The sequence below is a fragment of the Mesorhizobium sp. WSM2561 genome (assembly GCF_000513915.1).
Lineage (GTDB): Bacteria > Pseudomonadota > Alphaproteobacteria > Rhizobiales > Rhizobiaceae > Mesorhizobium > Mesorhizobium muleiense.
Genome location: NZ_AZUX01000003.1, coordinates 126208 through 147853 on the forward strand (window position 1 = coordinate 126208; position 21646 = coordinate 147853).

The 21646-nt window shown below is 61.6% G+C and carries 21 protein-coding genes and 1 pseudogene; 10 read left to right on the forward strand and 12 right to left on the reverse strand.

Annotated elements, in window-relative coordinates; genetic code table 11:
* Positions 1 to 591: 591 nt before the first annotated feature.
* The gene (locus M727_RS0105485; protein WP_027151824.1) at positions 592 to 1488 is read right to left on the reverse strand and encodes a LysR family transcriptional regulator; all 897 of its coding nucleotides are present in this window, start codon (positions 1486 to 1488) and stop codon (positions 592 to 594) included.
* A gap of 78 nt (positions 1489 to 1566) precedes the next feature.
* Here M727_RS0105485 and M727_RS35900 point away from each other — a divergent pair, with 78 nt between their 5' ends.
* Genes M727_RS35900 through M727_RS0105510 form a run of 5 tightly spaced genes read left to right on the forward strand, consistent with a single transcriptional unit; the run spans position 1567 to position 6913 of the window.
* Complete coding sequence (locus M727_RS35900; protein WP_036261572.1) at positions 1567 to 2781, forward strand: PLP-dependent transferase; 1215 nt, start codon at positions 1567 to 1569, stop codon at positions 2779 to 2781.
* Between the two features lie 31 nt (positions 2782 to 2812).
* A complete protein-coding gene (locus M727_RS0105495) occupies positions 2813 to 3847 on the forward strand; it encodes a transporter substrate-binding domain-containing protein (protein ID WP_027151825.1) in 1035 nt (344 codons plus the stop codon).
* A 60-nt stretch (positions 3848 to 3907) separates the two neighbouring features.
* Entirely contained in the window at positions 3908 to 5023 is a 1116-nt protein-coding gene (locus M727_RS0105500; RefSeq protein ID WP_027151826.1) for an ABC transporter permease subunit, read from the forward strand.
* Positions 5024 to 5025: 2 nt separating this feature from the next.
* Positions 5026 to 6114, forward strand: coding sequence for an amino acid ABC transporter permease (locus M727_RS0105505; protein WP_245268470.1), 1089 nt, complete (start codon positions 5026 to 5028; stop codon positions 6112 to 6114).
* A 55-nt stretch (positions 6115 to 6169) separates the two neighbouring features.
* Complete coding sequence (locus M727_RS0105510; protein ID WP_036261575.1) at positions 6170 to 6913, forward strand: amino acid ABC transporter ATP-binding protein; 744 nt, start codon at positions 6170 to 6172, stop codon at positions 6911 to 6913.
* 374 nt (positions 6914 to 7287) lie between these two features.
* Here the strand turns inward: M727_RS0105510 and M727_RS0105520 are convergent, their stop codons facing one another.
* Positions 7288 to 7845: a hypothetical protein gene (locus M727_RS0105520; protein ID WP_027151829.1), complete on the reverse strand. Its 558-nt coding sequence runs from the start codon at positions 7843 to 7845 to the stop codon at positions 7288 to 7290.
* 70 nt (positions 7846 to 7915) lie between these two features.
* Between M727_RS0105520 and M727_RS35905 the strand changes: the two genes are divergently transcribed.
* A complete protein-coding gene (locus M727_RS35905; protein ID WP_198032601.1) occupies positions 7916 to 8485 on the forward strand; it encodes a Crp/Fnr family transcriptional regulator in 570 nt (189 codons plus the stop codon).
* Here M727_RS35905 and M727_RS0105530 read toward each other — a convergent pair.
* The 4 genes from M727_RS0105530 to M727_RS0105545 all read right to left on the reverse strand — a co-directional run bounded on the left by M727_RS0105530 (position 8455) and on the right by M727_RS0105545 (position 11656).
* Positions 8455 to 8955, reverse strand: coding sequence for a cytochrome c (locus M727_RS0105530; protein WP_027151830.1), 501 nt, complete (start codon positions 8953 to 8955; stop codon positions 8455 to 8457). The two genes, M727_RS35905 and M727_RS0105530, sit on opposite strands and share 31 nt — an antisense overlap.
* Positions 8956 to 8968: 13 nt before the next feature.
* Positions 8969 to 9844 carry an exo-alpha-sialidase gene (locus M727_RS35910; RefSeq protein WP_156941486.1) on the reverse strand — a complete coding sequence of 292 codons (876 nt, stop codon included), beginning with the start codon at positions 9842 to 9844 and terminating at the stop codon, positions 8969 to 8971.
* Entirely contained in the window at positions 9841 to 10938 is a 1098-nt protein-coding gene (gene pdxA, locus M727_RS35915) for a 4-hydroxythreonine-4-phosphate dehydrogenase PdxA (protein WP_051505532.1), read from the reverse strand. The genes M727_RS35910 and pdxA overlap by 4 nt, the downstream gene beginning before the upstream one ends.
* 121 nt (positions 10939 to 11059) lie before the next feature.
* On the reverse strand, positions 11060 to 11656 hold the full coding sequence (locus M727_RS0105545) for a TetR/AcrR family transcriptional regulator (RefSeq protein WP_027151831.1): 597 nt from the start codon (positions 11654 to 11656) through the stop codon (positions 11060 to 11062).
* A 308-nt stretch (positions 11657 to 11964) separates the two neighbouring features.
* Here M727_RS0105545 and M727_RS0105555 point away from each other — a divergent pair, with 308 nt between their 5' ends.
* Positions 11965 to 12486: a hypothetical protein gene (locus M727_RS0105555; RefSeq protein WP_348627153.1), complete on the forward strand. Its 522-nt coding sequence runs from the start codon at positions 11965 to 11967 to the stop codon at positions 12484 to 12486.
* Positions 12487 to 12547: 61 nt separating this feature from the next.
* On the opposite strand, the gene M727_RS41375 is transcribed toward M727_RS0105555, so the two are convergent.
* On the reverse strand, positions 12548 to 12763 hold the full coding sequence (locus M727_RS41375; RefSeq protein ID WP_156941487.1) for a hypothetical protein: 216 nt from the start codon (positions 12761 to 12763) through the stop codon (positions 12548 to 12550).
* A gap of 227 nt (positions 12764 to 12990) precedes the next feature.
* On the opposite strand from M727_RS41375, the gene M727_RS0105560 reads away from it, so the two are divergent.
* A complete protein-coding gene (locus tag M727_RS0105560) occupies positions 12991 to 13440 on the forward strand; it encodes a DUF305 domain-containing protein (RefSeq protein ID WP_027151834.1) in 450 nt (149 codons plus the stop codon).
* A gap of 51 nt (positions 13441 to 13491) precedes the next feature.
* A complete protein-coding gene (locus tag M727_RS0105565) occupies positions 13492 to 13824 on the forward strand; it encodes a four-helix bundle copper-binding protein (protein ID WP_027151835.1) in 333 nt (110 codons plus the stop codon).
* A gap of 179 nt (positions 13825 to 14003) precedes the next feature.
* On the opposite strand, the pseudogene M727_RS35920 reads toward M727_RS0105565, so the two are convergent.
* From M727_RS35920 to M727_RS39115, 4 genes and pseudogenes are all read right to left on the reverse strand, one after another.
* Positions 14004 to 17164, reverse strand: a pseudogene (locus M727_RS35920) (CusA/CzcA family heavy metal efflux RND transporter).
* On the reverse strand, positions 17161 to 18612 hold the full coding sequence (locus tag M727_RS0105580; RefSeq protein ID WP_027151836.1) for an efflux RND transporter periplasmic adaptor subunit: 1452 nt from the start codon (positions 18610 to 18612) through the stop codon (positions 17161 to 17163). The pseudogene M727_RS35920 and the gene M727_RS0105580 overlap by 4 nt, the downstream one beginning before the upstream one ends.
* A complete protein-coding gene (locus M727_RS0105585; RefSeq protein ID WP_051505539.1) occupies positions 18609 to 19010 on the reverse strand; it encodes a FixH family protein in 402 nt (133 codons plus the stop codon). Before M727_RS0105585 ends, M727_RS0105580 begins: the two co-directional genes overlap by 4 nt.
* A 125-nt stretch (positions 19011 to 19135) precedes the next feature.
* Positions 19136 to 19480, reverse strand: a complete 345-nt coding sequence (locus M727_RS39115) for a hypothetical protein (protein WP_051505533.1) — start codon at positions 19478 to 19480, stop codon at positions 19136 to 19138.
* A 213-nt stretch (positions 19481 to 19693) separates the two neighbouring features.
* On the opposite strand from M727_RS39115, the gene M727_RS0105595 reads away from it, so the two are divergent.
* Entirely contained in the window at positions 19694 to 20062 is a 369-nt protein-coding gene (locus tag M727_RS0105595; protein ID WP_027151838.1) for a hypothetical protein, read from the forward strand.
* 53 nt (positions 20063 to 20115) lie between these two features.
* Here M727_RS0105595 and M727_RS0105600 read toward each other — a convergent pair whose 3' ends face one another.
* The gene (locus tag M727_RS0105600) at positions 20116 to 21516 is read right to left on the reverse strand and encodes an adenylate/guanylate cyclase domain-containing protein (RefSeq protein ID WP_027151839.1); all 1401 of its coding nucleotides are present in this window, start codon (positions 21514 to 21516) and stop codon (positions 20116 to 20118) included.
* Between the last annotated feature and the right edge of the window lie 130 nt (positions 21517 to 21646).

The following is a 21646-nucleotide window of genomic DNA, read 5'->3' on the forward strand; positions in this document are numbered from 1 at the left end:
GCAAGCCGGATCCGCTCGGCGCGATCGCGATCACGCTTCCGAATCCTGATCGTGGGCTGTGGCGTAGTTTCGAGGGGAATCGGCAGCACATAGTTCGCAGTTTCGTTCGGCCCGGGGAGCCACCGCCTTTTACGCCAGGGCGCGATATTGCGCGCCGACGTGCGATTTTTCCCCACGCATCGATCCGATTCGTTCTGCTGGAATAGTACAAACAGCAGAGATTCCGATCGAAGTCAGTGGTAAGCTAGCGTAGCACCCTCCCCTCGCCTAGGCCTGCAAAGCTCTCATCGTAGAGTCGGCGGCAACATCGTGAAAAGACATGCACCCGGCGCCATTGCGCCGAAACGAGCCGTTCAGAGATTTGGCCAACGACCGAGTCCCCGCAACCCTCCAGTTCGAGAACCGGAAGAATTGACCGAAACAGCCTCTCACAGGTCAGGAGGCGGATGACAAAGTCTCCTCTCGGTCCCGTTCCCTGAGCGGTGATGTCGATCCTGTCTGGAATGCTGCAAAGGGCCGTGGATAGAAGGGCACTACTTTACGCGGGACAGGTATTGGCGTCCGCCTCGCCTCTGGACCGTGCTTCCTTGCCTACTCTTCGGGCGACAGCATATTGCGCGCGGCATAGAGTTCCGCCGTGAAATCGGTAATCAGAGCCGAGTTGATGCCGTCTGGCGGTCGCAGGATCAGCGCTCGGAAATGGACTGCCGGCTCGAAGGGCGTCGCGATAATGCCAGCGATCATGCGGTCGGCGATAACGGACGGATTAACCAGGCCGATTCCCATGCCTTTTGCAGCAAGAATGGCGATCGTCAGGCCATAGGGGGTCTCGATCAGGATGCGCGGGCGCACGCCATGCGCGGCGAAGACCTTGTCCATCGCAACCCGCACCGTGTCCTCCGGTGACAGTGCCAGGAACGCCTCGTTGGCGAGATCGGTTGGCGCGATCACCGCCTTCTTCGCCAGTCGATGGTTCTTCGGCATCACGCAAACCGCGCGCGGCGTGTTGAATACGCTGTGGAGTACACCGCTGGTGTCCACCTCGTCAGCGGCGAGCCCGATGTCGAAACTGCCTGATGCCACCAGATCGCGCACCACATTGGAGGTGCGCACCTGATAGCTGATGCGCACCTGCGGATGCTTGCGCGAAAAGGCCACGATGGCGCGCGGCACCAGCCCATGCCCCAGTGCCGACAGGCTGGCGACACGGATCGTCCCCGTGCCCACTTCCTTGATCTGGGCCGCGCGCAGCTTCAGCCGGTCGAGACCGACCAGATTAGCCTTCACTTCTGCATGGAAAAGTTCGCCCTCGCGCGTGGCTACCAGCCTGCCGCGGATGCGGTCGAACAACTTGAAGCCGAGTTCGGCCTCCAACTTCGCGAGCGAGCGGCTGATCGCTGGCTGCGAGGTGTCGAGCAGCGCTGCGGCAGCGCCAGCGCCGCGCGTGATCATGATTGCGTTGAAGACATCGACGTCGTGCAGGTTCATGGATAAGCCATATCAAAAACGGATTAACTTTATCGTTGCGGTCATAGATAGCAATGGGCGAGATGGCTATGGTTGCCTATGACCCAGCGCGACGACACCTGCCATGTCCATCCTCCCAAGCGTACGCAAGAGCCGTTCCGGTCGCTGGCGATGCCTGTCGAGCGTGCGTCGACCGTCGTCTTCGACGATCTGGAATCCTTCGAACGTCGCGTCGAGCGTCTGTATGACGGCTTCAGCTACGGGCTCTACGGCACGCCGACCAGCCGTCAGTTGGAGGATCATATCGCCATGCTGGAGCACGCGACGCGCGCGCTTGTCGTCCCGTCCGGCATGGCCGCCATCGTGTTGGCGACCATGGCCACTTGCCGCGGCGGCGACCGGGTGCTGATGCCTGAAACACTTTACAGTCCGGCGCGCGACATGATGGCCCGTTTTCTAGGGCCGCTCGGCATCCACGCCGTTTCCTATGATCCGCGGCTCGACGCAGGAATAGCTGCGCTGCTTGATGACACGACACGGCTGGTGTGGGTGGAATCGCCGGGCTCGACCACCTTGGAGGTGCAGGACGTGCCGGCCATCGTGGCAGCAGCCCACAAGGCTGGCGCATTGGTGGCGGCGGACAATACCTGGGCTTCGCACCTGCTGTTCAAGCCGCTCGACCACAAAGTCGACATCTCTATGCAGGCGCTTTCCAAACACGTTGGCGGCCACGGCGATCTGCTAATGGGTTCGCTCGCCGTGCGTGATGAGGCTCTGTTCCGGCGCCTCAAGGATACGGCGCGATTTCTCGGCTACGGTGTTTCGCCAGAGGACTGCGCGCTGTGCGAGCGCGGCTTGATGACCATGCCGGTGCGCATGCGACACGCCGACGCCACGGCCCGCAGTATCATGGAGTGGCTGTCGGGGCGGACCGAAATCGCACAGCTCCTGCACCCGAGCCTGCCGGACCATCCCGGCCATGCTGTCTGGAAACGCGACTTCGCCGGTTCGGCGGGTGTGTTCTCCTTCGTGCTACGGCCAGAACTGTCCTCGCTCCAATCCAAAGTTCTCGGCCGCATGCGCCTGTTCAGGCTGGGCGCGAGCTGGGGCGGGGTGCATTCGTTGATCTCGGTCAGCGATCCGCGAAGAGACCGGCCCGCCCCCGATTGGCTGAAGCGTGGTCCGGTCTGGCGCCTATCGATCGGCCTCGAGGCACCCGACGACCTGCTGGCCGATCTTTCCCAAGCCTTCGACCTTTTTGCCGAAGCCCTGCAGAACGGAGTTGCCTTGGCCGATGCCAAGGCTGCCGAGTGACGCCAAACTCAACAAAACAAGGGGAATAATGATGAAAACCAGAAGTTTGAAATGGATCACCGGTATCGCGATCGGACTGGTGGGTCTGGCCGCCGGCGTCGGCGAGGTGTCGGCGCAGGCCGTCGTAAACAAGATCAAGGAGCGCGGTTATGTGAGCTGCGGCGCCAGCCAAGGCGTGCCAGGTCTCTCGCGTCCGGACGAGAAAGGCTATTATCGCGGCTTCGATTCCGACATCTGCCGCGCGTTCGCGGTCGCTATCCTCGGCGACAAGGATAAGATCCGCTATGTGCCCCTCAATGCCGGACAACGTTTCCCGGCACTGCAGACGGGCGAGATCGACATTCTATCGCGCACGTCCACCATCACGTTTACACGGGATACGGTTGTCCGTTTCGTCTGGATCAACCTCTACGACACGGACGGTGTGCTGGTGCGCAAGGCCGACAACATCACTGAGCCGAAACTGCTCGACGGCAAGACCGTATGCCTGCAGGGCGGCGGCTCCCTGACCGAAAAGGCCATTGAGGAAACCGAGGAGGAATTCGGGATTTCCATGAAGAAGGTCTACTACGACTCGACCATTCAGGCGCGTGACGCCTTCTTCGGTGGTCGTTGCGACTCCTACGTAACCGACGGCACCGCCGCGGCAGGCCAGCGTGCCTCGGTGGCCAAGAATCCGGACGACTACGACATCCTCAAGGTCGGCCATGCCGCTGAACCCAATGGCGTGGCTGTCGCGCGCGGCGACGACCAGCTCTTCGACGTTGTGCGCTGGACCATGAACGCCCTGTTCTGGGCCGAAGCCAACGGCATCACCACGCAGAACGTCGATGAAAAGCTCGCTGCGGGCAATCCGGAGATCAAACGGGTGCTTGGCGAAGAGCCCGGCTTTGGCGCGCCGCTCGGGCTGGACGACAAATGGGCCTACAACGTCATAAAGCAGATGGGCAACTACGCCGAAATCTGGGACCGGAACCTGGGCAAGGACAGCAAGCTCAAGGTCGAACGCGGCATGAATGCGCTGTGGAAAGACGGCGGTCTCAACTATCCCTTCCCATGGGATTGAGCCTTGGTCGGGGCGTGCCGAGCGCGCGCCCTTCCCTTCAACTGATGAACCGAGGCCGGTATGCTAACCGAAGCCAAGACCAGATCGATCATCATTCAAGGCGTGTTGGTGACGGTCGTCATCGCTTTCGCTGCACTGCTGGTCTCCACCACCTTCGCCAATCTAAGGGCCCGCGGTATCCCGATTGGCTTCGATTTCCTGACGATGCCGTCCAGGATCATTATTTCCGAGGCCATCCTCACCTATAAATCGCGCGATCCCTACTATTGGGCGATCGTTGTCGGGCTGGCCAACACGGTCTTCATTTCCGCTCTTGTTATCTTCTTCTCCTCCGTCCTTGGCCTCGTCGTCGGCATCACCCGGCTGAGCAGCAACCCCCTGGCAGCGGGCACCTGCCGGGTCTGGGTTGAAATAGCTCGCAACTCACCGCCGATCGTCCTTCTGATCTTCCTCTATTCGTTGTGGTGGAAGGTGCTGCCGCCGGTCGGCGAAGCGCTGAATCCGCTGCCCGGTGTTTACGCATCCATGCGCGGCTTCGTCGTGCCCGCCTTCAGCATCGACATCGGCATGACAGGCGCACTGATCCTCCTGCTCGCGCTGACGCTCGCCACGCTCAGCTACGGTTTTGGCCGGACTGGTCGCTTGCCCCCAATGGTTGTGCCGGCGATCCTGGCTGCCGGCGTCGTGGGACTGGGGCTCGCCGATATTCGCTTCGCCGTCGATTTCCCGCTCTTCACGGGTTCGAACTTCCGGGGCGGCAGTGAACTGACGCCCGAGCTCAGCACCATCCTCATCGGCCTCACGATCTACACCACCGGTTTCGTGGCCGAGATCGTACGCGGCGGTGTTTTGTCGGTCGGTCGTGGCCAGTGGGACGCCGGCCATTCGCTCGGCCTGTCACGTGGCAAGATCCTGCGGCTGGTCGTCATCCCGCAGATGCTGCGGGTGATCGTCCCGCCGCTCAACAGCCAGTACATCAATGTCGTCAAGAATTCGACGCTGGCGATCGCCGTCGGCTACCCGGACTTCCTCGCGGTGATGAATACCATCATCAGCAAGTCCAGCCACTCGATCGAAGGCGTCTTCATCATCCTCGGCGCTTATCTCGCCCTCAATCTTACCCTGTCGAGCGCGGCCAACTGGTACAACCGCCGCATCGCCATCGTGGAGCGGTGACAATGGCCATGTCTCTTCCCATGTCCTCCGAGGCAACGCCGGACCATTTCCGGTTCGCCGGCCTGCGGCGCCTCGCCAAGCTGCTGTTCGGCACACCGCTCAACGCCGCGCTCACGCTGTTGTTCGCCGCGCTGCTGTTCGTCACCGTGCCGCCCATGCTGCGCTGGCTGGTGATCGATGCGGTGCTCTTCGACCCCGACCCGAATGCCTGCCGAGCAGCCACTGGCGCCTGCTGGAGCTTCATTTATGCCAAATCCGGCCAACTTCTGTTCGGCATCTATCCGTTCGACGAACGCTGGCGACCAGCCATTGTTTGCCTGCTCATTCTGGCGCTGCTCGGCTGGTCGGTGCGTCCGGCGAGCTGGACGTCACGACTGCTGGCGCTCTGGGTGGCGGCGTTCGCTTTGATCTTCTGGCTGATGGGGGGAGGCTTCGGACTGGCCGAAGTGCCGACTTCATCCTGGGGTGGCCTGCCGGTGACGCTGATCTTGACCGTCGTCGCCATCGGCATCGCCTTTCCGGTCGGCATCCTGCTCGCGCTGGCAAGGCGCTCGACCCTGCCGGCCGTCCGGGTCGGTGCGGTGGTGCTGATCGAATCCGTGCGTGGACTGCCATTGCTGTCCATCCTGTTCGTGGCGTCGATCATGATGCCGCTGTTCTTGCCCGAGGCGCTGCTGCCCGACAAATTCGTGCGTGCGCTTGTCGCGCTCACCATCTTCGCGGCTGCCTATCTCGCCGAAGTGATCCGCGGCGGCCTGCAGGCCATCCCGAAGGGGCAGTATGAGGCGGCAGCGTCGCTCGGCCTGCCCTTTTGGCGCACACAACGTCTCGTCATCCTGCCGCAAGCCATCCGGGTGGTGATCCCTGCGCTCGCCAACACCATCATCGTTATGATCAAGAATACGAGCCTTGTCCTGGTCATTGGGCTGTTCGACCTGATCAGTTCAGGCAAGGCTGCACTGGCCGACCCCGAATGGCCGTCGCCAGCCGCCGAGACCTTTCTCTTCATTGGCGCGATCTTCTTTGCGCTGTCCTTCTCCTTCGCCCGCTTCGCCGATTTCCTGGAGCGGCGGGGCCCGGCCGCTCACTAGGAATGCTGCAATGTCGACTTCTGTTTCTGCCATCCGGCACGTTCCATCCCTGCCGATGACAAACGATCCCGCCGCCGTCGAGATGGTCGGCGTAAACAAGTGGTACGGGGCCTTCCACGTATTAAAAAATATCGATCTCACCATCCAACGCGGTGAAAGACTGGTGATCTGCGGACCTTCTGGTTCGGGCAAATCGACCATGATCCGCTGCATCAACAGATTGGAAGAGCACCAGCAGGGCCGCATCATCGTGGACGGTATTGAACTGACCGGCGACCTGAAGAAGATCGATGAAATCCGCCGCGACGTCGGCATGGCGTTCCAGCACTTCAATCTGTTCCCGCACCTGACCATTGTGGAAAACCTGACGCTGGCGCCGATCTGGGTGCGCAAGATGCGGCGCAAGGAAGCCGAGCAGGTCGCCATGCACTATCTCGATCGCGTGAAGATCACGGATCAGGCGCACAAATATCCCGGGCAGCTTTCAGGCGGCCAGCAGCAGCGGGTGGCTATCGCGCGCTCGCTTTGCATGAACCCGAAGATCATGCTGTTCGACGAGCCCACTTCGGCGCTCGACCCGGAAATGGTCAAGGAAGTGCTCGACACCATGATTTCGCTGGCCGAAGAGGGCATGACCATGCTGTGTGTCAGCCACGAGATGGGCTTCGCCCGACAGGTGGCCGACCGTGTCGTCTTCATGGACCAGGGTGAAATCGTCGAGGTCAACACGCCGGCCGAGTTCTTCTCGAGCCCGCACCACGAGCGCAGCAAGCTATTTCTGGCCCAGATCCTGCATTAGCTAACTCCTACGCAAGTCCCTTTGCGTATGGTCTGCATGGAGTGCGCGGCGTGAAGCAATGTGATGACGCCCCCCACGCTCACCTGCGGTTGGCGCGTAGAGGCCGCAACCCGGCCAGTGTGACCGCAACGAGCCGGCGGACGGCTGCTTTGGATGGCAGGCTGCTGGCCGCTGCGAGGCGTGGAGGCAAAAGTTTGCAAGCTCGCCGGGCGCGATATCATCCCGGATGTCACCAATCCTTACACCTTCGGTTAACAGGTCGCGGATGAGGTGGCTGAGCCCCTGCTGCGCCCGGGCGACGTGCTCGCCTCGATGCAGGCGCGCCGCGAGTTCGGTCCGTCCCAAACGATGTGAGACCGAAGCGATGTGCCTGTTCAATTTGCGCTTCCAGCATATCCGCGAAGTTGAGAATATCGGCGGATCTGCCCGGGAGTAAGTATCTCGACCATATCGAGATGGTAGCGCAGGTGGGTGGCCCGTAGAGCGCCTTGCACCTCGGCGATGCTTTTTACCTTTTCGGTGAGGCGGGTCGCCGTAATCGTCCTTTCGGCAAACAGGTGGTCCAGTTCGGTTTCCTCCTTGATGAGCCGCTTTCCCAGCGGAATGGTCTCCGCCTTCATTTGGCCAAACAGTTCCTTGCTCCGCGCCGTTTGTTTGCTGGTAAGGCCGAGAGCTTCGGCGAGCTCGAGCACATGTGACGGACCCGGATATCCGTTGAGTTCGGCCGCTAGCGCCAAGCCCATCCCGCGGCCCGCCTCAAGGTCGGCGATCTGCTCATCTGACAGCGCTTTTACGCTACGCGTTTCCCTACCCGAATATGGCGAAGGCGGGTCAGCCTGTTCTGCCGCACCATGGAGACTATGGTTCTGAGCGGCGGCCGGCACGGTCGCAAGGAGCACCAGCAAAAGCAATGCAGAAAACATGCGGTTCATCGGTAGATCTCCATGGTCTCGGTCCTGCGACGTTTGACACGGCTGTCGAACTGGAAACATGATCGCAATCATGTCGAGTCCGTTATTCGAATATTTCCTGACGCTGGCGGAGCGCGAGCAGCGCGTCGACGCGGGCAACGTCCTCTTCCGAACTGATGACCCGGTCCGGTCGCTCTTCCTGGTCGTTGCGGGCGAACTGCGCCTTGTCCGGGCGCTTCCTAACGGACTCCAGCTGACGCTCCAGCGTGCCGGCTCCGGTTCGATTGTCGCCGAGGCTTCGTTGTTCGCTGACCGATATCATTGCGATGCCCTCGCAGCCGAGGAATCGGCGGTCCGGGCCGTGCCGATGACGAAGGCCAAGGCGGCCATTGAAAGCGATCTCGATCTGGCTTCTGCACTGATGCGCCATCTGGCAGGCGAGGTGCAGCGGACGCGGACCCGCGCCGAGATCCTGTCACTGAAATCGGTTGCAGCGAGATTGGATGCCTGGATGGCATTCAACGGCGGCAAGTTGCCCCCGAAAGGACGCTGGTATCAGGCCGCCTCCGAGATCGGCGTGACGCCGGAGGCGTTTTACCGCGAGCTGGCGCGTCGCCGGCATGTTGCGGCTCATCTCGCTGAAGAGGCTCGGTGTTCGTAAGCGCGATTCAGTTGATCGTGTCGCCGACGCATGTCTTCCGGCCAACGCGACTTGATGTAGGACAGAGCCGCGACGATGTCGTCGTCGCTCAGCGTCTCCCGGAACGCGGGCATCCTGGTCTTGTAGTCCTTGAGATTGGCGGCCTGGGCAATGCCAAGTTTCGTTATCTTGAACAGCAACGTGTCCGGATGGTGCCAGGTGTGCCCGCTCTCGTCATGCGGCGGCGCGGGGAGAAATCCTTCCTTGTCCTGCGTCTGCCAGTCCGGCTGTCCTTCAAGGTTACGGCCGTGGCAGGAGGCACAATGCTCCATGTAAATCGCCTCGCCGTGCGCGACGAGCTGGGGATCATCAGGCTCGAGAAGTGCGCTCGAAGTGCCGACAAGGAACATATACCCGCCGAACGCTGCAATCGCCGATGTAGCGGCAACCGCCGCGGCAAGAGCGAACCTTGCGGCTAAACGGCGATCCATTGCCACGATGACGTCATTGGCCGAACGCGGCCCAATTGGTGCCGCCGTCGGTGCTGGCGAAGATATCGCCTTGATGCGAGGCGACGAACATTCGGTTGCTTTCGGCCGGATCGACCGCCATGTGCAGCAGGATCTGGTCGCCCCAGGACGCGGATGTCGTTTTGAAGACCATGTCGGCCTCCGCGGCCCGCACAAGACCTTGACCGAGCACAAACGCGTGGAGAGAACCGTCGGCTGTCACCTCGATCAGACTGACTGGCGCGCCATCGACGACCGTTTCCCAGCGCTGGCCTCCGTCCCTGCTGACCAACAGGCCTCCTTCCGTGGCGGCGTAGAGCGTCTCGGCGTTCTTCGCCGATGCGGCGAGGTCGATCAGCTTTTCCGGCAGCGGTCCGACCACCGACCATGTCTTTCCGGCATCGCGGCTCATTTGAAGCGCGCCATAGGCGCCGTAGAGAACCCGGGGATCGGCCGAGCTGACCGTCATCTGGTGGAAGTCCACCGGGCCGTCTGCTCCCGGCGCGACTTGCGTCCATGTCGCGCCGTTGTCGGTCGAGGCGATGAATCCGAGATTGCCGCCGCCTGCCGGGTGGCCGCTGGCGTAAAGCGACTTCGGGTCGGATGGATCCGGCGTGAATCCCATGAAATCCTGCACGGGCGAAATGAGCTCTGCCTTTCCGTCCGGCCCGGCGCGGAAGAGTCCGTGGTGGGTCGCTATCAGGAGTTTTTGCGAATCTTCTCTGTCGACGGCCAGCCCATGGATGTGGGTGCGCTCCTTCAACTGCGAAACCGAGACCGCCTCGGCCGCTGCCGCCGATCCTGTCGAGGCGGCCGCAAACCCAAAGATGGATATCAGGCTTACGGCGAACATTACCAAAGATCGATTCATCTGATCACTTCCAGCGTCGGCCGCTGCCATTGTGCGTATGATATCATGACCGGGATTGCAGTGTATCGGATGCGTCTGCGCGGCCCGAGCCCCGAGAACGGTGCTCCCGCGATCCTGGCGGCCATCCTGATCGCGGAGATGAGGCTGCCCGGATCCGCTAGCCCGCGCCCGGCGACGTCCAGCGCCGTGCCATGGTCCGGCGACGTGCGCACGAATGGCAAGCCCAGGGTGATGTTCACTCCTCCATCGACGTCCAGCGTCTTCAGCGGGATCAATGCCTGATCGTGATACATGCAGATTGCCGCGTCGTAAGTTTGGCGGGCACGCGGCGTGAACATCGTGTCAGGTGGATATGGTCCCGAGGCATCGATCCCTTCCCGCTTTAGAATTTCGATTGCCGGGGCGATCGTCTCGATTTCTTCGCGGCCCATGCTGCCGCCCTCGCCCGCATGCGGATTGAGCCCGGCGATCGCCAGACGTGGATTCCGGATTCCGAAATCTCGGCTCAATCCCGAGGCGGCAGCCTGCGCGACATCCACGATTTTCTGCGTCGATAGTCCATTCACAGCTGCGGCCAGCGCCTCATGTATCGAGACCGGGACGACCTTCAGTTCGTCGCCGGCGAGCATCATGGTTGCGCGATAACCGGCGCCGCTGAGTTCCTCGAGAAATTCCGTGTGTCCTGGAAAGGGAAAACCGCTTTCGTACAGAACCGACTTCTGGATAGGGTTCGTCACGAGAGCGGACGCCTGGCCTGTTGTTGTCAGCTCGACGGCGCGGCGGATAGCATCAATTGCCGCTGCAGCGTTGCGGGAATCCGGCTGGCCCATCCGGATGGGCGCCGAGAGATGGGCGGGCATGACGGGCAGCGCGTCCCTGAAGGCATCGCGCGCCTCGCTTGGATGCGAAATGACTTTTATCGGAACATGCAAAGACAGTGCCTGCGCGAGTTCGGCGACGTGAGTGGGATCATGCAGGAGATAAAAGGCGCAATCGGTTTCCCGAAGACGCAACCATGCGCCAAGCGTGATCTCGGCCCCTATCCCCGCGGGTTCGCCCATGGTCACGACAATGGATTGCGCGGTTTTGCTCATCTGGTTTTGACTCCAAGCCCACAGGAGACGCGGCGCTTCGGTTTCTGGTCATTGCTCACCGAGTGGATCGCAGCGCGGGCAGCAGCAACAAACTCTCGATCGCAACCACAGAACACCTGGGTCAACGTCTCGGGTGCGCTGACGCGGGTGCGCCTCCAGACCGCAATCCGGCCAGAGTAACCGCAACAAGCCGGCGAACCGCGGCCTTGGATGTCAGGCTGCTGCCTGCCGTGAGAGCGTGGAGGCAATAGCTCGCGAGTTCGTCAGGCGCGACGTCGTTTCGGAGATCGCCCGTCGCTGCACCCTCGGCCAGCAGATCGCGGATGAGGTGGTGGAGATGATGCTGCGCCTTGACGACGTGTTCGCCTCGATGCAGGCGTGCCGCGAGTTCGGTGCCGTGATGCTCGTGTGAAATGAACGCATAGGCTTCCAGCACAGCTTCGAGCCGCTCGCCGGCGTCGCCAGCCCGGTCCCGGATCGCGATGAGATGTTCGAGGTGACCGGCCACCTGACGTTCATGCCAAGCGACGAGGATCGCTTCGACGTCCGGGAAATATTTGTACAGCGTCGCGCGGCCTATTCCAGTCTCCTCGGCGATTTTCGCCATCGTCACCGATAGCAAACCGTGCTCGGCCACCAGCGCCGCGGTGGCGTCCAGGGTCGCGTCGCGCACCGCGCGGCGATGCGCATCGATGGTTTCGTTCCACAGCTTCGGCACCGCCCCAATATACGTGACGTAGCGGCGCTGTCGAGATACGGGACATCAAGACTTGATATCGACATACTGTCTCGATAAAGTTTCGCAGTCATGAAATTCGACTCCGCTTGCGACCAGGAGACGCATATGGCCAACCCGCCTCCCTACCCCGGCGCACCCCGCTGGGTGAAGACTACGGGGATCATCGCAATCATCCTGGCCCTGCTGGTTATCGCAGCACTCTTCACCGGCATCGGCGGACCCCACGGTCCGGGTCGGCACCTGCCGTCCTCCAGCGTTACAGAGCCTGGCACACAACAGCCATGATAATGACGCCCGGCCTCCGCAAATTTGCGCTGACTGCGCATGTCGCGTCCTCGGTCGGCACTCTCGGTGCGGTCGCCGGCTTCCTGGCTCTGGCCGTCGCCGGACTGAACAGCGCAGATTCGCAGGTGGCCCGCGCCGCCTATCTCGCGATGGAGTTGATCGCCTTGTACGTCATTGTTCCGTTAGTTTTTGCATCATTGGTGACCGGGCTTGTGCAGTCGCTTGGCACCAATTGGGGCCTGTTCCGGCACTACTGGGTCGTGACGAAACTTTTTCTGAACGTGCTTGTCACCACCGTGCTGCTGCTTCAGCTGGAGCTAATTGGCTATTTAGCAGACGTCTCCGCGGAGACGATGTTATCCAACGCGGATCTTCGGGGGCTGAGGATGTCACCTGTGATCCACGCAGCTGGCGGGCTGCTGGTGCTGCTCGTGCCAGTGGTGCTGTCGCTCTATAAACCACGCGGTTTGACCCGCTACGGGTGGCGCAAGCAGCATGAAGGGTCCATGGCCCCGCGGCCATAGATGCAGCCCAGCGCCCCCGCCGTATCGGAACAAAGTTTCCGCGCTTCCGTTACGCAGCATGTCAATCGTTGCACCCCTGCAAGTTCTTCGGTGGGCGAACGTAGCCTTTTTTATCTGCTTTGCTGCAGGTTTGCTTCTGTCCGGAGCGCGACCCGCCAACGCGCTGAACCACGATCATCCTCCCAGCACGGTATTGCAGGTACAGCAGACGATTGCGCAGGGAAGCGAGGCGGGTGCCGCTGACCCACGCATGAATACCGGCCAGCGCGTCGCACATTGCTGTTCGGCGCTCCATTGCATGGGCGGTTTCGCAGCTTCGCCGGCGACTCTGCCGAGTGCCACGCTGAAATCTCCTGTCCGTGTCGAAACGGCCCGTCCGCCCAACTCGCGGATCCCTGACCGGTTGGACCGACCTCCAAAACCATAAGCGAATTCATGCCACGAGCCGGCGCCTGGGCGAGACCTTTGGCACCGCGCGTCATAGTTCAAGCATTCAGGAGACAAATCATGACCAAAACCAAACTCACGATCGCCACGGCACTGCTGCTCTCGGGTTTCGCCTCGGCGGCGTTCCCTCAGCAATCCTCTGACCAGCCTATGGCTCCAACGCCCCTGCCGGAGCAATGCGGTCAGGCTGAAGGCGCATCAGCCGGGCACACCATGTCAGGAATGGCCGGCATGGACATTTCGGGCATGGATGAAGCGCAGAAGGCCAATATGGCGGCGATGATGAAGATGCATCCTGCCATGATGCAAGGCATGATGGCCAAAGACCCTGATGTCGCCTTTGCTTGCGGGATGATCGCGCATCACCAGGGCGCGATCGACATGGCCGAAGTCGAGTTGAAATACGGCGACAATGACGAAGCCAAGAAGATGGCTCAGACGATCATCGACGCTCAGACCAAGGAAATCGGCGAGTTCAAGCAGTGGCTTGATGCCAACGCAAAGTGATCGTCAGGAGGGGTCGTAGGGCGCTCCTCGACCCGAACAAAGGACGCTCCCATGCATCACCTTAGCCCCGAAATGAAAAGCTGCATCGACGAATGCCTGCACTGTTATTCAGTGTGCCTTTCGACCGCGATGGGACACTGCCTGGAACTGGGCGGCCAACACACCGAAAAACAACACTTCACATTGATGATGGCGTGCGCCGAAATCTGCCGGACGTCGGCGCATTTCATGCTCATCGGTTCCGAGCACCACAAGCATACTTGTGGCGAATGCGCCGAGATCTGCAACGAATGTGCGGATGATTGCGAGCGCGTTGGCGACATGCAGGAATGCGTCGAGACCTGCCGTCGCTGCGCAGAGAGCTGCCGGAAAATGGCGGCCTAGAAGCCTCGCTGAGGGCGCACGGTTCAGACCGCGCGCCCTCGCTACTGCGATTGTCATCTGAAGAACACGAACTTTACCAAGGCAGCGATCACCAGCACGACCAGAGCGAGGAGGATGAAGCCGGCCACGCCCATGCCCCACATGCCGCCCGACATCATCTGATCCATCATTTTTCGCTCCTATTCCGCGGCCAGCTTCAGCCGCGCGTCTGCTCTTGGCTCCTCGACCGCACTCCGGCTCGGCAACCGCCAGCCCTTGACGACGCCGTAGACGGCCGGAATAACGACGAGCGTCAGGATCGTTGAAGAAATCATGCCGCCAATCATGGGCACGGCTATCCGCTGCATGACCTCAGATCCGGAGCCTGTGCTCCATAGGATGGGCAGCAAGCCCGCCATGATGGCAACGACGGTCATCATCTTCGGGCGTACGCGCTCGACGGCGCCGAACATGATCGCCTCGTTAAGGTCCATCCTGGTCAAACTCCGCTTCTCGGCCGCACATTTGGCCCTCACTTCGCTCCACGCGTTGTCGAGATAGATCAGCATGATGACCCCGGTTTCGGCGGCCACGCCGGCGAGCGCAATGAAGCCCACCGCGACCGCGACCGACATGTTGAAGCCCAACCACCACATCATCCAAATGCCGCCGACGATTGCGAAAGGCAGCGACAGCATGACGATCAGCGTCTCGGTTAGCGCGCGGAAGTTGAGGTAAAGCAGAAGGAAGATGAGCGCGAGCGTTAGCGGCACGACGATCTTCAGCCGCGCCTGGGCACGTTCGAGATACTCGAACTGCCCGCTCCAGGCGACCGAATAACCCGGCGGCAGCTTCACCTCGGCGGCGACCGCCTGTTGCGCCGCGCTGACATAGCCGCCGAGATCGCGGCCGGCGATGTCGACGAAGATGTAGACCGCAAGTTGTCCGTTCTCGGTGCGGATTGAGGTCGCGCCGCGCGTGAGTTCGACCTTGGCCACTTCTCCGAGAGGCACGAAGCCGCCGCCAGGCAGTGCGATCTGCACCTCGCGCGCGATCGCCCCGGGATCGCTTCTAAGCGCGCGCGGATAGCGGATGGCGACGCCATAACGTTCGCGGCCCTCGACCGTGGATGTGATGACCTTCGCGCCGAGCGCCATGGAGATTACATCCTGCACGTCGCCGATCGACAGGCCGTAGCGGCCCAAGGCAACCCGGTCAGGGATGATGTCAAGATAATAGCCGCCAATCACCCGCTCGGCGTATGCGCTGGATGTGCCAGGCACGGCTCGCAGCACGGCCTCGATCTGGCGCGCGACATTTTCCATCTCGCCGAGGTCGGTGCCGTAGACCTTGACCCCGACGGGCGTGCGTATGCCCGTCGACAGCATGTCGATGCGGGCGCGGATCGGCATCGTCCACGCGTTCGAAACGCCCGGAAACTGCAGCGCGGCATCCATCTCGGTCTTGAGACTTTCCGACGTGACTCCCGGCCGCCACTCCGATTTCGGCTTGAGATTGATGATGGTCTCGAACATCTCGGTCGGCGCAGGGCGGTCTGCGCCCGGCCCGCCTTGCCGAAGACAGACTCTACTTCCGGGAACGATTTTATGATCCGGTCCTGCATCTGCATCAGTTCCGCGGCTTTCGTGACGGACAGGCCTGGCAGCGTTGTCGGCATGTACATCAGCGTTCCCTCGTTGAGGTTCGGCATGAACTCGCTGCCGAGCTGGCGCGCCGGCCAAACCGTGACGGCTAAGGCGGCGATTGCGAGCAGGATCGTGAAGGTCTTCGCCTTCAGCACCCCGGCGATAACGGGCCGATAGAGGCCGATAAGCAGCCTGTTGAGCGGGTTTCTGTGCTCCGGCACGATGCGGCCGCGCACGAGCATCACCATTAGGGCAGGCACCAGTGTCACCGAGAGCAGCGCCGCCGCCGCCATGGCGAAGGTTTTGGTGAAGGCGAGCGGACCGAACAGGCGGCCTTCCTGGCTTTCCAGCGTGAATATCGGCAGGAACGAGACCGTGATGATGAGCAGGCTGAAGAACAGCGCTGGCCCGACCTCGGCTGCTGCCTTGATCAAAACCTCGATGCGGGGCTTGCCCGGAGGCGCCCGTTCCAGGTGCTTGTGCGCGTTCTCGATCATGACGATGGCCGCGTCGATCATCGCCCCGATGGCGATAGCGATGCCACCGAGGCTCATGATGTTGGAGCCGAGGCCAAGCAGCTTCATAGCGGCAAAAGCCATCAGGATGCCGACGGGCAGCATGATGATGGCCACCAATGCGCTCCTCACATGAAGCAGGAACACGATGGTGACGAGGGCTACCACGATGCTCTCCTCGACCAGCGTCGACTTCAGAGTCTCGATCGCAGCCTCGATGAGCTTTGAACGATCGTAGACGGGCACGATCTCGGTACCCTCAGGCAGGCTCCTTTCGATCTCAGCGAGACTTTCCTTGGCGTTCTCGATGACGGTCAGCGCGTTCGCGCCTACGCGCTGCAGCACGATGCCGCTCGCGACCTCGCCCTCGCCGTTCAGTTCGGCGATGCCGCGGCGCTCGTCAGGCACAATCTCGACCTTGGCGACGTCGCCGAGCCTGAGCGGCACGCCGCTGACCGACTTCAACGCGATGCTTTCGATGTCGGACACACTCTTCAGGTAGCCGCGTCCGCGCACCATGAATTCGAACTCGGAGATCTCGACCGTGCGGCCGCCCGTGTCCATGTTGCTGGTGCGAACCGCTTCGCCGATTTCCGAAAGCGTCACGCCCTGAGCGCGCATCCGCGACGGATCGACTACGATCGAGTACTGCTTCACGAAACCGCCGACGCTCGCGACCTCGGACACCCCTTCTGCCTTCGAGACGGCAAAACGCACGACCCAATCCTGCACGGACCGTAGTTCCGCGAGGGACAATTCCTTGGCAACGACCGCGTACTGGTAAACCCAGCCGACGCCTGTCGCGTCCGGTCCGAGCGCCGGGGAAACGCCGTCGGGCAGACGGCTGGCGGCCGCGTTCAGATATTCGAGCACCCGGCTCCGCGCCCAATAGGGATCGGTGCCGTCCTCGAAGATCACGTAGACGAAGGATACGCCGAAGAAGGAGAAACCGCGCACTACCTTCGACCGTGGCACGGTCAGCATAGAGGTCGTCAGCGGATAGGTGACCTGGTCCTCGACGACCTGCGGGGCCTGGCCCGGATAATCGGTGAACACGATGACCTGGACGTCGGAGAGGTCCGGTATGGCATCCAGCGGCAAGGTCTTGACCGCATAGACCCCCGCGGCAGCGGCAAATGCGGTCGCGAAGAATACGAGGATCAGATTTCGGGCCGACCAGGCAATGAGCTTTGCGATCATGGCTGCGCCCCCGCAGGCGTCAGCGCGCTGAGCGCGGCCTTCAGGTTGCTTTCGGCGTCGATCAGGAAGTTAGCCGAGACAACGACCTTTTCGCCTTCGGCAAGGCCCTCCATGATCTCGGCCATACCGTCGCCTCGCATGCCGATCTTCACGTCGCGCGGCTCAAAGCTGCCTTCGCCCTTGTCGACGATCACAACCTGGCGGTCCCCCGTGTCGATGACGGCGCTGTCGGGCACGGCCACGACAGGATCAGTGCCGCCCGTCGCGATCGCCACCTCGGCATACATGTTGGCAAGCAGCAGCCCCTCGGGATTGGGGAGTTCGATGCGGATTCTCGCGGTCCGGGTCTGCCCCTGGATTTCAGGGTAGATCAGGCCGACCTTGCCTTCGAACACCTTGCCCGGAAGGCTGCGGATGCGGACGGTCGCCTTATCCCCGATACGAACCGAACTCAACTCGTATTCCGGCACATCGGCCATTACCCAGAGGGTCGAAACATCGGCGATCCGGAACAGGGTCTGGCCCGCCTCCGCCATCATGCCGTCGACGGCCATGCGCTCCAGGACAACGCCGCTGCGGGGCGACATCAGCGTGACCGAGATCGGCACCTTCTTCGTCTTCTCGATCGCAGCAATCGCTTCCGCAGGAACGCCGAGGTTTTCCAGACGCTGTAGGCTGCCTGCGGCCGCGCCTCCACGCGCGCCCCCCTTCAGGTCGGCGGCATAAAGCGCGCCTGCCGCGGTGATCTCCTTGGCGTAGAACCGCACCAGCGGCTGGCCTTTTTCAATCGCCGTTCCAGTCGTCACATCAGCTACTTCCTCAAGGAAAGCCTCGGTGCGAGTCGAGACGACGCTTACGCGGCGCTCGTCCAGCGTGACTGTGCCGGGAACCCGGACCGGACGTTTGATCGCGCCTCTGGTGGCCAGCGCTGTCTTCACGCCTGTCCGTTGCAGCCTTCCTGCCGAGACCTTGACGGTCGGCCCGTCATCCGCTTCGCCTTCGAAGACGGGAATGTAGTCCATCCCCATGGAATCCTTCTTCGGCACAGGAGACGTGTCCGGCAGGCCCATGGGATTGCGGTAGTAGAGAACCTTCCGGCCGCTCGGCCCCGTCGCTTCACCGCCGGCTGCTTTGACCTCAGGGCGAACCTCGAAGCTAACGTCTTCGCTCGCCAGGATCGCGACGAAGTCCCGGCCGTCCTCGGTGCGCTTCGGCATCGACGAATAGGCTGGATCTCCATCGGGATGGCGGTAGTAAATGATGGGACCAAAGGGAACCGGATCGGCAGTCGTCGTCATCGGTTCCGCGCTGAGCGGGCGCCCGATGTTCGTCTCGATCATTTGCACGACGTCCGAGACGGACAGATCGTGCTGTCCGGCCGAGTATCCGCCTGCGCCCGCCCCGGCCGCCAATATGACAAGCGTTAGGAATGAGCCGAACCTTTTCATTGGACGGCCTTGAATTCCAGGCGGCGCTCGACCGTTTCGGTCTCGCCCTGGACCTTCGCCGCAATGGAGAAGCGCCAGCCTCCGGCCATGATGAGGTTGGTCTTGAAGCGATAGATGCCGGGCTCCTCGGATGGCAGCACCTCGACGGGCGCAGTCATCGCCTCCATTCCGTCCGGAGCCATGTCCATTCTGGTGGCGAATACGACGGCGTTATTCACCGGCGCGCCTGTCCTCTTGTCGAGGAGCCTGACGGCGACGACGGCACCGTTCCCTTCCTTGATCTCGTTCTTAACGAGCTGGAATTCGTAGTCCTCTTGCGCTGCTTTGGCCGCCTGGAAAGCTACGATGCAGGACGCGAGCGCCAGCACCGTGGCGCGTGGGAAAAATTTCGATTTCATGATCAGTGTTTCCGACTGACAGTGTTCCGCGCTTGCGCACGGCGGGGGCATGACAAACGCCATACAAACGACCCGCGCAGCATTCGTCGCGCGGGTTTCCGGCGCTAAACGCGCCTATTTGCCAGTCAGACTTTGGGAGGTCTCGGGGGCGGTTCCCCGACGAGCGAGGGCAGGAACACGTCTCTGCCGTTCAGGAAATCGTCTCCGACCGGCGCAGGGAGAAGAAAGGAGAACGTTTCGGGAAGCGGGGCGGTGACCACCCCCAACACGCACAGAACGGCCAGCGGGCAATCCTTGCCGCAGTCCGGCACCATTGGCCTGCCGTCCGGGCAGCATGGCATGTCGTCCTGCATGGACAAAGCCGACCCGGCGACAGCAGCACTCGAGGGTGAAGCTCCCAAAGGTGCAAAGGCCAGGCCGAGTACGACCAGCAGCAACAGCATCCTTCCGAAGCCGAACGAATTCGTCATTAGTCACACTTTGGCATGGGCAGCCATCGCGCGATAGTGTTTCCGGGATTTGTGACCTTCTTGTGAAACCGTGCACACGCGTCGCCTGCACGGCCTGACGGCATATGACGTACAAGCAATCAGCGTCGCATGGCCCGCGACCGGGAGCAGAGATTCGATTCGAATATCGATGCGAGTGGTGATACTCTCGCCTTCGTTCCTCGGGAGGAGGAGATGCGCGCCATTGCATTTTTTGCCGGCGTGTTGGTGGCTACGCCCTTGATGGCGGCGGAGCAGCTAATCTTCTACACTGCCAATTTTCCTGATGCGACGTCGGTCCAGCTTAGCGTGCTGAGCAATAGTGTCTCACAGAATAGCGACTATGATTTTGACGTCGCTATTGGCTTGGCCGAGACGGACGTGAGTGGCGCTGTCAGGTATGAAGACACCGGAAAGCATCGTGCGCGCGTTCGCTGTAATTATCCCGCCTATGTGGGTGTGGGCGCGCGAAAGTATCCCATGGCTCTTCCTCTCAACCGCTCCGCACACGATGACTGGAAAGAAAGCCTCTGGATGACATTTTGTGCGGTCCCCTCGTCTTGATACCCGCGATGTGAGGTCACCCGATCGTCCGATCTCCGACTAACGACAGCGGCTTATCCCCTTGATGTGGCCGACCAGGTCTTGGCCTGATCGCCGTTGTGACGGGCCGCACGGCTCGCTGCGCCTGGGTTTGGCCGTGAAGCGTTCCGATCCGGATCCTGTGGTTGATAACTTTGTATCCCTGCCCCCTGCATCGGCAGGAGATGGACGTCGACGGTTTCAGATCGGCCCGGAACGGTTGCAGCCCTCAGCGTTTGCCACTCAGGCGTCCTCCAATGCCGCGGCAGTTTGCAGGCGAGTTCGTCCGAGATGACGATGCGGGCGTCCGTAAGCTTGCACATCGCCTGAAGCCTGGCGGCGAGGTTCACCGAATCGCCGATAACGGTGTATTCGCTATGATGTTCTCCAGGTATGACGCCTCCGATCACGTGGCCGTGGTGAACGCCGATCGCGAAACTGAGGGGTTCCTCGCCGTCGCGCATCCTGATCTCGCTCCACACATCGAGAAAGTTGGACAGCTCGACCGCGCATTCAAAAGCTCGGAGAGCGGCGGTCGAGAGCGGCAATGGAAAGCCGAATACAGCCATGACGCCATCGCCGATGAATTTGTCCACGACCCCATCACATCCCGATACGGCCTGCGTCACCCGCCGCCTGTATTCGGTGAGCAGGGATGCTATCTCCTCCAGCGGCATCGTCTCGGACAGGCTCGTGAAGCCTCGGATATCGACGAACAGTATCGCCGCCTCCTGGCGGCGAAGACCGAGATTCGCACCCTGGATTGCCAAGCGCTCAGCCGTCTCGGGAGCAAAGAAGCGGGCCAAGTTCGCCCGCTCGCTCGAACTTGCGACCGCTTCCTGCACCAGCCGCCGGATGTCCAATACCAGAACGATCTGGATCGCCGCGACGACGGTGAAAGCCGCAAGCCGAACGCCCGCTGCCTGAATTTCTTCCGAAGAGAGGCGGAAGATCGCCCCAAAGCCGTCCTCCCAAACCGGCATCAAGACAACTGCCGAGGAACCGAGAATGACGATCAGTGCAAAGGCGGCAACCGGCCCCGCGCGCATGCGCATGCTCGCGTGTGAAAGAAGCACGAAGGCGATCACGAGGCTTGGCGTGGCCAGCGCATCGACCAAGGAAGAAGCGGGGTCAAGGAGGTGCTCGGCGGTCAGATAAATGACGAGCGACGCGTCTACTGCAACATAAATCCAGTTCAGCCATGGGCGGAATAACCTCGATATCACCAGGCCTACAGCTACAAAGGTGATCGCGGCATAGGCGCTCAGCAGAATAATGTGGATCTCGTGATTGACGATATCCGGTTCAAGCGCAACAGAGAGCGCGAAAACGAACAACGCCACGAACCGCCAAAGCGCGGTGCGCAGCTCATTGCGCTGCTCGACCTCCGAAATGAGAATATCGATCTCGGTAAGAGCGCTATTGCTGAATGTCATCAGTGCTCAACTCGGTTCGCTACGTGAAGCTATCGGCGGGACCGCGTCCTTGGTTTCGAGGCGACAAGGGTCATCGATCGTCCCGACGGAACGATCGTGCCGCAGTCGACAGTGCGGCATTGGTTATTAG